Consider the following 13,770-nt stretch of genomic DNA (forward strand, 5'->3'; position numbering starts at 1 on the left):
CAGCCGGCCGGGTCAGGAAAGCCCCTCGCGCACGCGACGGGCGACATCCTCCGGCACCCATTCGGTCCATATCTCCGGGCGTGCGGTCAGGAAGCGCCGCGCTGCCGCCTCCGCGTCGCCTTCAAGACGGCGCATGTCCGCCAGCGCCGCCGAGACCAGGTCGTTGGAGGTGCGGTAGGATTCCAGAAAGCCGACGATCTCCGGCGCCGCTTCGGCGAACTCGTCGCTTACCGCGATGGTTATCGCGGACGTCGGGTAGGCAGTCGCTGCCTCGGGTCTTCGGGTCCGGTTCATCTCCGACCAGATATCGGGGTCGTAGGGCGGCTCTTCCAGCATGACCAGATCGTAGGTCCCCAACACCCAGGTCGGTCCCCAGTAGTAGGTCAGGAACGGCTCCCGCTTTTCGTAGTGGCTGGCAATGGCGCGCACCAGGGCGCGGCCGGAAACGGGCCGGAAGTTGTTGAAGTCGTCGGCCAGTCCGTAGGCGTGAAGCTTCCGCGTGTTCACCTTCTCGCAGCCCCAGCCCAGCATGCAGTTGTAGAAGCGGCCCTTGCCGCGGTCCTCGGGGTCCGCGAACAGGTCGCGATAGCCCGCCAGGTCGCGGACGGATTCCAGGTCCGGCGCGGGGGCGTCCTCGCCCTGGACCAGATAGGCGGGCACGAACCAGCCCTGGACCGCGTCCGGATAGTTGACGCCCATCTCGATCACGTCGCCTGCCTGTGCCGCCTGCCGCCAGAGGGTCGGGATGTTGTCCTTCCAGACCTCCATCATGATATCGACCTCGCCGCGGGCGAGCGCCTTGAACAGTGGCCGGGTCGCCCCCGGCTTCCGTTCGACGTGGCAGCCATAGCCATCCTTCAGGATGCGGGCCGCGACGGCGACGTGGAAGGCGCTGGAATCCCAGTTCAGGTCGGCCAACGTCACCGGCTTGTCCACCTCGCAGCGCGCCAGCACCGCAGGTGCGATGGTCATGATGGCAAGGGCTGCGAGGGCGGCCCGGAGAGTACGCGTCATGCTGTTGCGCGCTCGTTGATTTCGTTGCTGTTTCACCGTTCCATCATAGACGAAGGGGCCGCCCCTGTCAGGACGGCCCCCTCGGTAGGTCCGGCGATGGTCGGATTTCTCAGGCCACGGCGTGACTTCGGGCCTGGATCCAGGCCAGCGCCACGGCCGGCAGGCCGATGACAAGACCGGCGATCACCAGTTCGACATGGGTGTATCCGGTCAGTTCGCCCCCCGGCGCCAGGAACAGAAGCGCCGCGAGTCCTACCGCAAAACGGATGGGCCATTGCAGCATCCGGTGATGGGTCAGCTTGCCCACGCCGATCATGTATCCCTGAAGCGCAGAGGCGAGCAGCACGACGCCGACGACCGCGGTGCCGGTGACCACCAGCACCTGCGGCACAGTACCCTGCATGATCAGGCCCGGATTGAGCACGAAGAAGAACGGGATGAAGTAGATCACCGATCCCAGCCGCATCGCTTCGAACCCCGTTCGCATGGGATTGGAGCCCGCGAGGCTCGCCGCCGCGAACGCCCCCAGAGCCACCGGCGGGGTGATGAAGCTGAGCATGCCCCAGTAGAGCATGAACATGTGCACCGCCATCGGATTGAGTCCCGATTGCGTCAGCGCCGGCGCCAGGGTGATCGCCAGGATGATGTAGGCGACCGTGACGGTGACGCCGATGCCCATGATGAAGCTGGCGAGCGCGCCCATCAGCAGCAGCAGGAAGATGTCGCCGCCGGCCATCGAGAGCAGCTCGTTGGCGAGCGTCGATATCTTGGCGGTCATCGACAGCGCACCGACGATCATGCCGATGCCGGCGAGGATCGCGGCCAGTTCGGCGAACAGGCGGCCGACGCCGGTGATGAAGTTCTCGATTTCCTTCCAGCCCCAGCGGTTGCCCGGCGTGACCTGGTTGAGGACGATCAGAAGGGCGGTCGCATAGTAGGGGGCCAGCGCCTCCCGCTGCAGATAGAGCAGCATGAAGACCAGCAGCAGGAACACGAAGATGTAGTGCCAGCCCTCCTTGATGGTTTCCCTGACCGACGGCATCTCGTGCCGCGGCAGGCCCTTAAGCCCCATCCACGCCGCATAGGCGTCGATCTGCATGAACAGGCCGAAGAAGTAGAGGAAGGACGGGATCGCCGCGGCGATGATGATCTCCGAATAGGGCACGTTCAGGTAGATCGCCATGATGAAGGCGGTGGCGCCCATGATCGGCGGCATCAGCACGCCGCCGGTCGAGGCGCAGGCCTCGACGCCGGCGGCGTAGTGAGCCTTGAAGCCCGTCCGCTTCATCGCCGGGATGGAGAGGGAACCGGTGGTCAGCACGTTGGTGATGACGCTGCCGCTCATGGAACCCATCAGACCCGAGGAGAAGATGGCGACCTTGGCCGGGCCGCCGCGGACATGCCCGAGCAGCGAGAAGGCCAGGTTGATGAAGAACTTGCCGCCGCCGGTGTGCTGCAGCGCCACGCCGAACATCAGGAAGCCGATGACCAGATTGGCGAAGGCGCGGAAGGGGATGCCCAGGATCGATTCGGATGAGATCGCGTGATAGGCGACCGTCTTGCCGAAGGGCTCGTTCTCGAATGTCTCCAGCGGATCCGGCAGCCACTCACCGTAAAGGGGATAGGTGGAGAAGACGAGCACGATCAGGACGACGGAGAGTCCGGCGGCCCGCCGCGTGGCCTCGAGAACCAGCAGCCAGAGAATACCCGAGGCGATCTGGATGTGCGTGGGCGCGGCCCATTCCCAGCCCAGGTTCACGATGTCGCGGGCGTAGGTGAACAGATAGACGTTGGCGCCGACTGCCGCAGCCATGAGCAGGAGGTCGAATCCGAACAGGGCCCGCTCGGTCCCGTGCGAACCGGCCTTGCCGGCCTTCCGGAGCGGAAAGACGAGGAGGCAGAGCGGCAGCAGCAGCGCCAGCAGGATGAAGAAATACTGCGTATCGACCGGGACATAACCGAAGGTATGTCCCAGGTTGAAGAGCATGTAGATCGACAGGAGAACGGTGATGACCGTTGCGGTCATCAATATGCCGCGCCAGAAAGGCGACAATGGCCGATACCGGTTCTCGGCATCGGCCACTGCCATCTTCGGTCGCGCGGCGTCCGGCGGACCCCCAGCGGGGCCGGCCGGCTCTTTACCGGCGCTCTGGTTCATTCATTTCCGACCGTTCAGTTGAAGACTACCGGCAGGCCGGCGTCCTCGAGGGCCTTGGCGCGGATCGGCATCCACTTGGCGCTGACCTCTTCCGGGCTCATGCCGGCGACCGAACCCATCGAGTCCCAGGCGTCCTTGATGAGCTTCTGGCGCTTCAGCAGCGTCTCGTGGTTGGCCTGGGCCTCGTCGGTCCACATGCCCTGCTCCTTGAAGAAGCGGATGGCGCCCTCGTGATAGGGGATGCCCCAGACCATCGACTGGTTGTCCATCGACCAGCCGTCGGCGCCCGGCGCGGAGTCCTTGTAGGCGTCGAAGTTCTCGTGGATCCCCTTGATCAGGGCATAGACCTCGTCGGCGTCCTGATCGGCATTGGTCACCAGGATCGGGTACGGATAGGTGTAGCCGACATGCGGGTTCTCGGGCGACATTTCCGCCCCCTGGGTGCCCACGTGCTTGAGCGCGATCGGCTGCGCCGCCTGCAGGCGCTTCCAGCCTTCGGTGTCGTCATGCGGCAGGGGCGGCCCAGTGGAGGCCGCGCGGGGAAGCCGCCAGACGCTGCGCATGCGGCGTCACGGTGGACATGAAGGCGGCGTCGGACTGGCCATTGATGATGGCGTCGATCGACGCCTTGAAGCCCGAGACCTCGACCTTCTCGACATCGTCCCAGGTCAGGCCGGCGAAGGCCATGTTGGCGGCGGCGTTCCAGTTCAGCGCGTCGCCCGCGACCACCCAGGAAACCCGCTTGCCCTTCAGATCCGCCATGGTCTCGATCCCGGCGTCCTTGGCGGTGGCCAGGGCCAGGTTGTTCTTGCCAATCGCGGTCATGACCACGCGCAGCGGCTGCGGGCCCCACTCCTCGGAAGCGAACAGGAAGGCGGCTTCCTGACCGAAATAGGCGGCCGCGCCACAGGCGCAGTAGTCCGCCTGGCCGTCGCGCAGCGGCGCCATGCGGGAAACGTCGTTCTTGCCCGGAATGACGCGCATCTTGACGCCATAGGCCTTGTTCAGCGCATCGCCGACGGCCACCGACTGGGCGTAGCCCGAGGCCGTGGTGCCATAGGCGGTCCAGGTCATCTTGTCCGGCAGCCCGCCCTCGGCGGCGCCGGCCGCGAACGGCAGCGTGGCCAGAGCGGCGGCGGCCGCAACTCGAGTCATGATTCGCATGGGTAAACTCCTCCCTGTTGATCCTTGACCATCTGGAACGTGGCCTGTTGGAAGGGCGTATACTTCCAGACACGCGCGTCCGCTGCAAGCTTGGTATGCAAAATCAGCCCGTGCTAGGAAGCACTTGGAGAACAAGAAAAACCTGATCCCGGGGAGGAACATGCCGATGACCCGCGCCGCCGATCTGATCGTCGCCTGCCTGGAGGCGCAGGGCGCCGACCGCGCCTTCTGCGTGCCAGGCGAGAGCTACCTGGCCACGCTGGACGCCTTCGCGCGGCGCAACCGCATCGAACTGGTCCAGGCGCGCCACGAATCGGGCGCGGGCTTCATGGCGGTGGCCGACGCCAAGCTGACCGGACGGCCCGGCATCGCGCTGGTCAGCCGTGGACCCGGCGCCACCAACGCCTCCATCGCGGTGCACACGGCCGAGCAGGACGCCGTGCCGCTGGTGCTGTTCATCGGCCAGGTTTCCCGTGACGAGATCGGCCGCGGGGCCTTTCAGGAGATTGACTATTCGAAGATGTTCGCCGACATCGCCAAGGCGGTCTGGACCATCTCCGACGCCGACCGCATCCCGGAGATTGTCGCCCGCGCCTACCAGATCGCGCAGAGCGGGACGCCGGGGCCGGTGGTCATCGTGCTGCCCGAAGACATGCAGTTCGACGAGACGGAGGCGCGGCCCGCGGAGCCGATGCCCGTGCCGCGCACGGCGCCGGCGGGTGACGATGTCGACCGTGTCGCGAAGCTGCTGGCAAAGGCCGAGCGGCCGGTGATGATCGCCGGCGGCCTGCTCGACCTGCCGCCGGCCCGCGCGGCGCTGCTGAAGGCGGCGGAGGCGTGGTCGCTGCCGGTGGTCACCAGCTTCAAGCATCAGGACGTCTTCCCGAACGACAGCCCGCTCTATGCCGGCTATCTGGGCTTCAACATTCCGAAGCCGCAGGTGGAGCTGCTGTCGGAAAGCGATCTGATCGTCGCCGTTGGCACGCGCCTGGGCGACACCACCACGCAGGGTTATGTCTTCCCCTCGATCCCGCCGAAGCAGCCGCTGGTGCACGTCTATCCGGACGCCGGCGTCGTCGGCCGGATCTTCGCCGCCGAAATCGGTCTGACGGCGGACCCCGTCGCCTTTCTCGAGGCGCTCGCCGCGCGCGGGAGCGGGGGCGGCCGGGGCGACTGGAACGCGCGGCTGAAAGCCTATGTCGACAAGCTGATGGGCGGCGCGCCTGAGCCGGCGGACGACGGCGTCAATTTCGGCCTTGTCGTCGAGGCGCTGAAGCCGCACCTGACCGACGACGCCATCGTGGTCACCGACGCGGGCAATTTCTCCAGCTGGATTCACCGCCATGTCCGCTTCAACGGGCGGCAGACCATGCTGGGCGCGGTCTCCGGCGCCATGGGCATGGGCACGCCGGCGGCGGTGGCTGCCAGCCTGCGCGCGCCGGAACGGCAGATCATCACCTTTCTCGGCGACGGCGGCGCCATGATGACGGGCCACGAGCTCGCCACCGCGATCGCCCGCGGCGTGAAGTTCAAGGTCTTCGTCTCAAACAACGGCTCCTACGGCACTATCCGCCTGCATCAGGAGAAGTTCTTTCCCGGCACCGTCGCCTCGACCCAGCTCGCCAATCCCGATTTCGCCAAATGGGGCGAGAGCTTCGGCGCGATGGGGGTGACGATCACGAAGGACGATGATCTCGCTGCGAAGGTCGCCGAGGTGATGGCGCATGACGGGCCGGTCGTGGCCGATGTCCATTCGAGCCTGGAACGGATCTCCGCCTATGTCTCGATCGGCGATCTGAAGGGCTGAGTCCCTCAGAACGGCTGGTCGCGTTCCTCGCGGACGCCGGCCAGCAGGAACAGGCCGACGATCAGGAAGACCAGGATCACCGAAACGCCGATGCGGTTCGAATCGCTGGCGTCGGTCACGCGCGCGATGGCGAAGGGGGCCAGGAAGGCCGTGACCTTGCCCGACAGCGAGAACAGGCCGAAGAACTGACCGAGCTGTCCGGGCGGGGCGAGGCGCGTGACCATCGACCGGCTGGCGGCCTGCGACGGGCCGGCGACAAGGCCGAGCAGCGCCGTAAGTCCGAGCATGACCCATTCCGCCGGGGCGGCGAACAGGCCGTCGCCGGCGACGGGGAAGGCCATCGGCACGAAGAACAGCACCCGGTCGTCGCCGATAGAGATGATTCCGAGCGTCGTCAGCACCAGCCCGCCGATCGAGAGAAAGAGGGTCCGCTTCGAGCCGATGCGGTCGTCCAGCCAGCCGCCCAGCAGGCTTCCCGGAACGCCGAAGATCAGCGTCAGGATGCCGAAAAGCCCGAGCTCCAGCGTTGTCCAGCCGAGCTGGGCCGCGACGTAGATGCCACCGAAGGCGAAGATCGCGTTGAGGCCGTCATAGTAGATCATGCGCGCGATCAGGAAGCGGAACATGTTGCGCCGCTTCGGCAGGGTGCGGATGGTCTGGCGCAGTTCGCGGAGCCCCGCGCGGATCGCGGCCAGGCGGTCGCTGACCAGCCGCGGCTGGTCCGGCGTCCAGATCAGGAACGGAATCAGGAAGACGATGAACCAGACGCCCGAGAAGGGGCCGGCCAGCCGCTCGCCGATATAGCTGCCTTCCGGGAAACTCGGTCCTGCCATGCCGGGCAGCTGCCCGGTCACCCACAGCATGATGGGCAGGGCGATCAGGGCGCCGCCATAGCCCATGGCCCAGCCGAAGCCGGACAGCTTGCCGACCTGGTCGCCCTTGGCCAGCGACGGCAGCATGGCGTTGTTGAAGACGATGGAGAACTCCGCCCCGATGACGCCGATCACCACCAGGGCGACGATCAGCGCGATGCGGCTGTCGTCGGCGCCGGGCGTGGCGAACCAGAGTCCGAAACAGGCGGCGATGCAGACGACGCTGAATCCGACCACCCAGGGCTTGCGCGGACCTGTCGCGTCGGCCAGCGAACCCAGCACCGGCGCCATGAAGGCCATGACCAGGCCGGCGATGGTCTGGGTGTCGCCCCAGAGCGCCTGCCCGGCTGCCGCATCGCCGACCACCACGTTCACGAAATAAGGGCCGAAGATGAAGGTGAAGATGATGGTGAAGAACGGCTGGGCCGCCCAGTCGTACATGGCCCAGCCGAGCCGGGCCTTGAATCCCGCCTGCATTCGCCGCCCCTCCGTCAAGCCGCGTGACGCCCGGCAGTGAGACTAGAGGACGCGGCGGAAAGGGAAACCGGTTTTCGGCGCGGGACGCGGGAGCGGTGCGCTGCCGGGTCGAAACCTATTGACGTTAACGTAAGCGGCAGACAGTATCCGGGTCGGAAAAGTCGCTTTGGGGAGGTAGCCCGAATGTCCCGCCACATTACCCATGACCGGTCCTACGACACAGTCGACCGGGACGCCTTCTCCGTCATGATGGACGTGGAGCGCTACAATCGCCGCTCCGACGCCTTCGACGAGATCATTTCGGCCACGCACGACCATTTCTGGGATCCGCTGAACCCCGTCTACGTGGATTTCTCCCAGCCCTTCGACATCGACAACGAATACATCATGCCGCCGGAGCAGGTGCCGGAGCTTTCGGGCGCGGTCTACGACCGCCTCGACGAGGGTCAGCGCATCCGGCTGGCGAACGAATCCACGCGCTGGGGCGTCTCTTCCATCCTGCACGGCGAGCAGGGCGCGCTCAGCCTCTCGGCCAGCCTCTGCCACATCCTGGTCGATCCGGGCGCGCAGGAATACGCCTCCAACCAGGCCCGCGAGGAGGCCCGCCACGTCACCGGCTTCGCGAAGTACATCGCCCACCGCTGGGGCAGCGCCTACCCGGTCGGCGACTCGCTGGGCTCGCTGATGGAAGAGCTCGTGCTGGCGCCGGAGGTGTACAAGAAGCTGGTCGGCATGCAGATGCTGATCGAGGGGCTGGCCATGGGCGCCTTCGCCAACCTTCACCGGTACACCAACGACCCGGTGCTCAAGCGCCTGGTACAGCTGGTCATGACCGACGAGGCCTTCCACCACAAGTTCGGCAAGATCTGGGCGGACCGCACCATTCCGAAGCTCTCGGAAGAGGAGCACTGCATCGTCGAGGACTGGGCGGCGAAGTGCTTCGAGACCCTGCTGTTCAATCTCACCAATATCCGCCAGAAGCGGGCGATCTACCCGCAGTTCGGCCTGGACTGGGAGTGGGTGCGCGACTCGGTGCGCGAGGTCTACCGGGATCGCGATTCCAAACGCCGCAACGACCTGAAGGATCCGACCAACATCATGCGCGTGCTGGTCAAGACCCTGCTCAATGCCGGAATCATCACCGACCGCACGCGGCCGCTCTACGCCAACTGGATCGACGTCGACGATCTGGAGCGCGAGGAGGGCCTGCACATCGGCGAGGCCATCGCGGCCGACGGCATCGAGTACCTGAAGGAACTCAACAAGGGCCGCAAGGTGATCGGCCAGAAGCCGATCTGAGCCGGGGCGGCTTCAGGCCGCCGGCTTTTTCCAGGTCAGGATCAGGGCGGGCATGTCGAACGCGACGCGTCCGTCCGTTCCCCTGAACGGCGCCAGTTCGCGCGCCGATTCCGCCAGCAGGCTTTCGAACTGCGCGTCGTCCAGAATGCCGCCGAGGGTCCAGACGCAGGCGCGCTCGGTCGAGACAAGCGCCTCGATGCTGTCGAAGCGCACCTGGCCCCAATGGTCCTCGATCGCGGCGCCGGAGAGGCCGGCCTCTCCGGCGATGGCGCCGAGCAGGACCCTGTCGCCCAGCGCGAAGGGCGCGCGGAAGGCGTCGCCGACCTGCCGCCCGAACAGGCGATCCAGCAGACCTGCGAAGACAGCGTAGCCCGGCGAACGGGCGACGTCGCCGCAGACGGCGACCGCAAGCCGGCCGCCCGGACGGAGCACGCGCGCCATCTCGCGGAGCGCCCGCGGCCGGTTGTCGAAGAACATCATGCCGAACTGGCTGACCACGGCATCGAAACTGCCGCTCTCGAACGGCAATGCCTCGGCCATCCCTTCATGCCATTCGACGGTGTCCGTCTTCCGCCCTGCGACCTCCAGCATTTCCGGATTGGCGTCGAGACCGGCGACCCGGCCCCTGTCGCCTGCGCGTTCGGCGCAGGCCAGTGTCAGAGCGCCCGTGCCGCAGGCGACGTCGAGCACGCGATGCCCTGCGCCGATTCCGGCAAGACCGGCGATCACGGGTCCCCACTGACCGAACAGGGCCGGCACGAATTTCTCGTCATATATCTCGGCGGGCGGCTTCTCGGCGACGGTAGGCGTCATGGCTGAGCTTCCCCTGCTCCGTTGCGGGGCCTAGTCTTGCGGCTGGCCCGACCGCTCCGATGTTAGGGAGCGCCATGTCCGAAGCCCATGACCAGGCGTCCTCAAGCCTTGCTCCGGCGTCCATTTCGCCGCCCGGCGCCGACCCGCTCTCCGATGTCCTGCGTTCGATCCGACTGACAGGCGCGCTGTTCTTCGTCGTCGATGCCTCGAGCCCCTGGTGCGTGGACATCCCGCGGGCGAAGTCCTTCGCCGAGATCATCCTGCCGGGCGCCCGGCAGATCATCTCCTATCACGTCGTGGTCGAGGGGCGGGGCCATGCCGGCGTGCCCGGCAGTCCCGCCGTCGAGATCGGGCCCGGCGACATCGTCGTGTTTCCCCACGGTGATCCCTACACCATGCTCAGCGAACCGGGGACGCCGCCCGAACTGGGCCCTGCGGAGACGATGGACTTCTTTCGCGACCTTGCCGCCGGGCGGCTGCCCTTCGTCATTCCGGAGGGTGGCGGGGCGCCGCCGCCGGCGAAGTTCATCTGCGGCTTTCTCGGTTGCGACCTGTCGCCGTTCAATCCGTTGCTGGCGAACCTGCCCCGGCTTCTGCACATACGCCGAAGCGCCGCCGGCGAAGCCGATCTGCTCGACCGCCTGATCGAACTGACGCTCGAGGAATCCCGGCGCGAGCGGGCCGGGGGCGCCAGTATCCGTCTCGGCCTGAGCGAATTGATGTTCGTGGAAGCGCTTCGCCGCCATCTGTCGGCCACGGATGGGGGCGGGTGCGGCTGGCTGTCAGGGCTCGCCGATCCTGGCGTCGGGCGCGCGCTCTCCCTGATCCATGCCGATCCCGCCCGCGGCTGGACGCTGGCCGCTCTGGCGCAGGAAGCCGGCCTGTCGCGCAGCGTGCTGGCCGCCCGTTTTGCCGCCACGGTGGGGGAGACACCGATGCACTATCTTGCGCTGTGGCGGATGCACGTGGCCGGCCGATATCTGCGTGACGGCGTCAAGGTGGCTGCTGTCGCGCGTGAGGTGGGTTATGCGTCCGAGGCCGCGTTCAGCCGTGCCTTCAAGAAGTTCATTGGACTTTCCCCCGCCGCCTGGCACGCCGCCGAACGGTGACGCGGCGGCGAATGAGACCAGGCTAGGCAGCCTGGAACAGACGGACCGTCTCCCTGCAGAAGGCCGGCAGGTCGCCGGGATTGCGGCTGGTGACGAAATTGCCGTCGACCACGACCTCCTGGTCGACCCATTCCGCCCCGGCATTGGCCAGATCGTTCTTCAGCGACGGCCAGGAGGTCATCTTCCGGCCCTTCGCCGCGCCGGCCTCGATCAGCGTCCAGGGACCGTGGCAGATCGCGGCCACCGGCTTCTCCGCCTCGACGAAGCTCTGCACGAAGGCGACGGCCTTGTCCTTGATGCGCAGCGCGTCCGGATTGATCACACCGCCGGGCAGCAACAGGGCGTCGTAGTCGGCCGCGTCCGTCTCGGCCAGGGTGGCGTCGACCTCGAACTTGCTGCCCCAGTCGGTCTTCTGCCAGCTGGTTACCTTGCCGTCGTGCGGCGCGACGATAACCGTCTCCATGCCGGCGTCCTGCAAGGCCTCACGGGGCTCGCACAGTTCCACTTCCTCGAATCCGTCGGTGACCAGGATGGCCACCCGTTTGCTGTTCTCGGCCATGTCTCGCGTCCTCTACTCTGCGATTGGCGTTGCGGGCCGTTCGATGCGGCCTGCGGCTGAAACCGCGATCTGGGAACGGTGTGCGCCCCGGACAACGGGCCGGCCGCGGGACTGTGTCCCTTGGCCGCGCCGGCCTGCGCGGAGGCGGTTTCCCGGGGCCCGCCGCTTCGTTAGGATGATCGCTCGATCAGCGGGGCAAGTCGGGGAGGACGGCCATGACCCTTGCCGAACAACAGGCATTCCGCGCCGAGTTCCGGCATACGATACCGGCAGGCTACAGCGGCGTCCGCCACGGCCTGACGGCGCTGGGGATCGGTCTGGCTTTCATCGCGCTGTTCCTCTGGGCACTCGACGCGCCGCTGGCCTGGACCGACCTCGCCATGATCGCCGTCGGGATCGTGGGCTGGAACTTCGTCGAATGGTGGGTGCACGCCAGGGTGCTGCACCAGCCGCGGAAGAACCGCATCGCGCGGGCGCTCTACCAGCGCCATACCCATACCCATCACCGCTTCTTCACCCGGGAACTGGCGCGCTACGAGGGGACGCGGGACCTGAAGATCGTGTTCTTTCCCGTCTTCGCGCTGCCGGCGACCCTGCTGCTGTCGACGCCTGTGGCGGGGCTGGCCTGGCTTGCGACCTCCGCCAACGCCGCGCTCCTGCTTCTGGCGACGGTGGCGGCGATGTACATCCTGTTCGAGGTCATGCACTTCTGCGCCCACATGCCTGACAACGCCTTCGTCCGGCACGCGCCGCTGATCGCCATGATGCGCCGCCACCACATCGCGCACCATGAACCGTCGCGAATGATGCGCGCGAACATGAACTTCACCTTTCCGCTCTTTGACTGGCTGTTCGGCGCCGTGGACACCGGGCCTGCAGCGGCGGAACAGCCGGCGGAATAGCGCATCCGTTCAGTTGGCGGCGTCGTCGACGGGATAGGTCCAGACGCGGAAGCTCTGAAGCGTGTTGGGGCCGAAGGTCAGGCTGATGGGCACGTCCGTGGCGTCCCGGCCGCGGGCGATGAGAATGCGGCCATAGCGCGGCGTGTTGTTGCGCGGATCGAAGATACGCCAGCCGCCGTTGAGCCAGACTTCTAGCCAGGCGGCGAAATCCGGTTCGGTCGGCTCGAAGCCGATATCGCTGAGATAGCCGGTGCAGTAGCGCGCCGGGATGTTCAGGCAGCGCAGGAAGGCGATCGCCAGGTGGGTGTAGTCCCGGCAGACGCCGAAACGCTCGTTGAAGACGTCCAGGGCGGTCATCGTGGGCCGCGCCCGGAAATAGTCGAACGTGATGTGGTTGTGCACATAGTCGCAGATCGCCTGGACGCGCTGCCAGCCGGGCGGCGTATGACCGAAAAGATCCCATGCGGCTTCCATCAGCCGGTCGGTCTCGCAATAGCGGCTGCCGAGCAGGAAGGTCAGCACCTCGGCGGGCAGTTCCTCCACCGGGTGTTGGGCGGCCGAGTACAGCGCCGGATCGGGTTGGCCGGAATCCCGGATCAACGCGTCGGCGGTGACCGTCGTCGGACCGGCCGGGGCGACGATCCGCGTGCACCAGTTGCCGAAGCCGTCGCGATAGGCATCCATCGGAACCGACGGACTCACGATCATGTGGTCCGGGCGGACGAAATCCGAAACGCGTGAAAAATGAGTGTGCAGCAGCAGCAGCATTGGCGTCGGCTGCGGGCAATCATGAACGATCTCGTAGCCGATCCTGATGAGCATTGCCGGTCCTTCCCTGTGCTTTTGTTGAACATCGGAAGGAGGAAGGCGGGCTTCCGCCTCAATGCATGGTCGGCGACAATCTGGCGGGACGCTCCGGCCGCGTCCCGGTGGCGGGTCTATTCGCCCGGCGTGCCGGATGCCTTCGCCTTGGGCCGGGCGGTCTTCTTGGCGCTCTTGGCGGCTTTGGCAGCGGTGGCGGCCGCCTTTTCCTCGATCTCGGCTTCCTCTTTCGCCAGGCGGAGCAGGCGCAGCTTCTCGGTCTTGGCGAGACGCGACTGGCGTTCCTTCTCCTTGTCGCGGATGAACTGCTTGTCCTTCTTGCGGTCCGCCTCACGGCGCGCATCGGCGGCGGTCATCGCGGGCTTCTTCATCAAGGTTTCCCAATCTGCGAGGGGAGGGGAGCGGCGCGGACCGATCCCAAAAGCAATGACGGGGGCGCTGTCGCCAGCACCCCCGCACATGCACGGTAGCCGAACCATGACCCGGATCTAGATGAGTCCGGACCCCGGCCGACCGCGAGTTCAGTCGACGATCGTGAGGTTCTCCGCGGAGGATTTGCCCTGCCGTCCGGTGACGAGTTCGTACTCGACCTTCTGGCCCTCGTCGAGCGTGCTGAGACCGGCGCGTTCAACGGCCGAGATGTGGACGAAGGCGTCTTTCGAGCCGTCGTCAGGAGCGATGAATCCGAACCCCTTGGTCGAATTGAACCACTTAACGGTGCCTACGGTTATTGTCTTTCTCCAGAACAGTTCGCGGCGTCGGGCGTTACTCGAT

At 66.5% G+C, this 13,770-nt stretch carries 14 protein-coding genes; 4 read left to right on the forward strand and 10 right to left on the reverse strand.

Going from position 1 to position 13,770, the window contains the following annotated elements:
• Positions 1–12: 12 nt before the first annotated feature.
• From CWC60_RS18985 to CWC60_RS19000, 4 genes are all read right to left on the reverse strand, one after another.
• A complete protein-coding gene (locus tag CWC60_RS18985; protein WP_109795485.1) occupies positions 13–1,014 on the reverse strand; it encodes an ABC transporter substrate-binding protein in 1,002 nt (333 codons plus the stop codon).
• Positions 1,015–1,123: 109 nt separating this feature from the next.
• Positions 1,124–3,040 (reverse strand): TRAP transporter permease, encoded by a 1,917-nt coding sequence (locus CWC60_RS18990; RefSeq protein WP_206420043.1) that lies wholly within the window; start codon positions 3,038–3,040, stop codon positions 1,124–1,126.
• A gap of 146 nt (positions 3,041–3,186) precedes the next feature.
• Positions 3,187–3,735: a TAXI family TRAP transporter solute-binding subunit gene (locus CWC60_RS18995; RefSeq protein ID WP_109795487.1), complete on the reverse strand. Its 549-nt coding sequence runs from the start codon at positions 3,733–3,735 to the stop codon at positions 3,187–3,189.
• Positions 3,677–4,336: a TAXI family TRAP transporter solute-binding subunit gene (locus CWC60_RS19000; RefSeq protein ID WP_164516636.1), complete on the reverse strand. Its 660-nt coding sequence runs from the start codon at positions 4,334–4,336 to the stop codon at positions 3,677–3,679. Before CWC60_RS19000 ends, CWC60_RS18995 begins: the two co-directional genes overlap by 59 nt.
• 166 nt (positions 4,337–4,502) lie before the next feature.
• Between CWC60_RS19000 and CWC60_RS19005 the strand changes: the two genes are divergently transcribed.
• On the forward strand, positions 4,503–6,143 hold the full coding sequence (locus tag CWC60_RS19005) for a thiamine pyrophosphate-dependent enzyme (protein ID WP_109795556.1): 1,641 nt from the start codon (positions 4,503–4,505) through the stop codon (positions 6,141–6,143).
• Positions 6,144–6,148: 5 nt separating this feature from the next.
• On the opposite strand, the gene CWC60_RS19010 is transcribed toward CWC60_RS19005, so the two are convergent.
• A complete protein-coding gene (locus CWC60_RS19010; RefSeq protein WP_109795489.1) occupies positions 6,149–7,492 on the reverse strand; it encodes an MFS transporter in 1,344 nt (447 codons plus the stop codon).
• 183 nt (positions 7,493–7,675) lie between these two features.
• On the opposite strand from CWC60_RS19010, the gene CWC60_RS19015 reads away from it, so the two are divergent.
• The gene (locus CWC60_RS19015) at positions 7,676–8,791 is read left to right on the forward strand and encodes a ferritin family protein (protein WP_109795490.1); all 1,116 of its coding nucleotides are present in this window, start codon (positions 7,676–7,678) and stop codon (positions 8,789–8,791) included.
• A gap of 12 nt (positions 8,792–8,803) precedes the next feature.
• Here the strand turns inward: CWC60_RS19015 and CWC60_RS19020 are convergent, their stop codons facing one another.
• Positions 8,804–9,604 (reverse strand): methyltransferase domain-containing protein, encoded by an 801-nt coding sequence (locus tag CWC60_RS19020; RefSeq protein ID WP_109795491.1) that lies wholly within the window; start codon positions 9,602–9,604, stop codon positions 8,804–8,806.
• A 74-nt stretch (positions 9,605–9,678) separates the two neighbouring features.
• Between CWC60_RS19020 and CWC60_RS19025 the strand changes: the two genes are divergently transcribed.
• A complete protein-coding gene (locus tag CWC60_RS19025) occupies positions 9,679–10,713 on the forward strand; it encodes an AraC family transcriptional regulator (RefSeq protein ID WP_109795492.1) in 1,035 nt (344 codons plus the stop codon).
• Positions 10,714–10,735: 22 nt separating this feature from the next.
• Here the strand turns inward: CWC60_RS19025 and CWC60_RS19030 are convergent, their stop codons facing one another.
• Positions 10,736–11,272, reverse strand: a complete 537-nt coding sequence (locus CWC60_RS19030; RefSeq protein ID WP_109795493.1) for a type 1 glutamine amidotransferase domain-containing protein — start codon at positions 11,270–11,272, stop codon at positions 10,736–10,738.
• A gap of 215 nt (positions 11,273–11,487) precedes the next feature.
• Here CWC60_RS19030 and CWC60_RS19035 point away from each other — a divergent pair, with 215 nt between their 5' ends.
• Positions 11,488–12,174, forward strand: a complete 687-nt coding sequence (locus CWC60_RS19035) for a sterol desaturase family protein (RefSeq protein WP_109795494.1) — start codon at positions 11,488–11,490, stop codon at positions 12,172–12,174.
• Positions 12,175–12,183: 9 nt separating this feature from the next.
• Here the strand turns inward: CWC60_RS19035 and CWC60_RS19040 are convergent, their stop codons facing one another.
• The 3 genes from CWC60_RS19040 to CWC60_RS19050 form a co-directional block, all read right to left on the reverse strand.
• The gene (locus CWC60_RS19040; protein WP_109795495.1) at positions 12,184–12,996 is read right to left on the reverse strand and encodes a transglutaminase-like domain-containing protein; all 813 of its coding nucleotides are present in this window, start codon (positions 12,994–12,996) and stop codon (positions 12,184–12,186) included.
• Positions 12,997–13,112: 116 nt separating this feature from the next.
• Positions 13,113–13,367 carry a hypothetical protein gene (locus CWC60_RS19045; RefSeq protein ID WP_109795496.1) on the reverse strand — a complete coding sequence of 85 codons (255 nt, stop codon included), beginning with the start codon at positions 13,365–13,367 and terminating at the stop codon, positions 13,113–13,115.
• Between the two features lie 150 nt (positions 13,368–13,517).
• Positions 13,518–13,727, reverse strand: a complete 210-nt coding sequence (locus CWC60_RS19050) for a cold-shock protein (RefSeq protein ID WP_109795557.1) — start codon at positions 13,725–13,727, stop codon at positions 13,518–13,520.
• Positions 13,728–13,770 lie beyond the last annotated feature (43 nt).

Source organism: Minwuia thermotolerans (assembly GCF_002924445.1).
GTDB lineage: Bacteria > Pseudomonadota > Alphaproteobacteria > Minwuiales > Minwuiaceae > Minwuia > Minwuia thermotolerans.

Coding starts and splice junctions, on each gene's coding strand:
- CWC60_RS18985 (WP_109795485.1), bottom strand. CDS start 1,014: ATGACGCGTACTCTCCGGGCCGCCCTCGCAGCCCTTGCCATCATGACC.
- CWC60_RS18990 (WP_206420043.1), bottom strand. CDS start 3,040: ATGACCGCAACGGTCATCACCGTTCTCCTGTCGATCTACATGCTCTTC.
- CWC60_RS18995 (WP_109795487.1), bottom strand. CDS start 3,735: ATGCGCAGCGTCTGGCGGCTTCCCCGCGCGGCCTCCACTGGGCCGCCC.
- CWC60_RS19000 (WP_164516636.1), bottom strand. CDS start 4,336: ATGCGAATCATGACTCGAGTTGCGGCCGCCGCCGCTCTGGCCACGCTG.
- CWC60_RS19005 (WP_109795556.1), top strand. CDS start 4,503: ATGACCCGCGCCGCCGATCTGATCGTCGCCTGCCTGGAGGCGCAGGGC.
- CWC60_RS19010 (WP_109795489.1), bottom strand. CDS start 7,492: ATGCAGGCGGGATTCAAGGCCCGGCTCGGCTGGGCCATGTACGACTGG.
- CWC60_RS19015 (WP_109795490.1), top strand. CDS start 7,676: ATGTCCCGCCACATTACCCATGACCGGTCCTACGACACAGTCGACCGG.
- CWC60_RS19020 (WP_109795491.1), bottom strand. CDS start 9,604: ATGACGCCTACCGTCGCCGAGAAGCCGCCCGCCGAGATATATGACGAG.
- CWC60_RS19025 (WP_109795492.1), top strand. CDS start 9,679: ATGTCCGAAGCCCATGACCAGGCGTCCTCAAGCCTTGCTCCGGCGTCC.
- CWC60_RS19030 (WP_109795493.1), bottom strand. CDS start 11,272: ATGGCCGAGAACAGCAAACGGGTGGCCATCCTGGTCACCGACGGATTC.
- CWC60_RS19035 (WP_109795494.1), top strand. CDS start 11,488: ATGACCCTTGCCGAACAACAGGCATTCCGCGCCGAGTTCCGGCATACG.
- CWC60_RS19040 (WP_109795495.1), bottom strand. CDS start 12,996: ATGCTCATCAGGATCGGCTACGAGATCGTTCATGATTGCCCGCAGCCG.
- CWC60_RS19045 (WP_109795496.1), bottom strand. CDS start 13,367: ATGAAGAAGCCCGCGATGACCGCCGCCGATGCGCGCCGTGAGGCGGAC.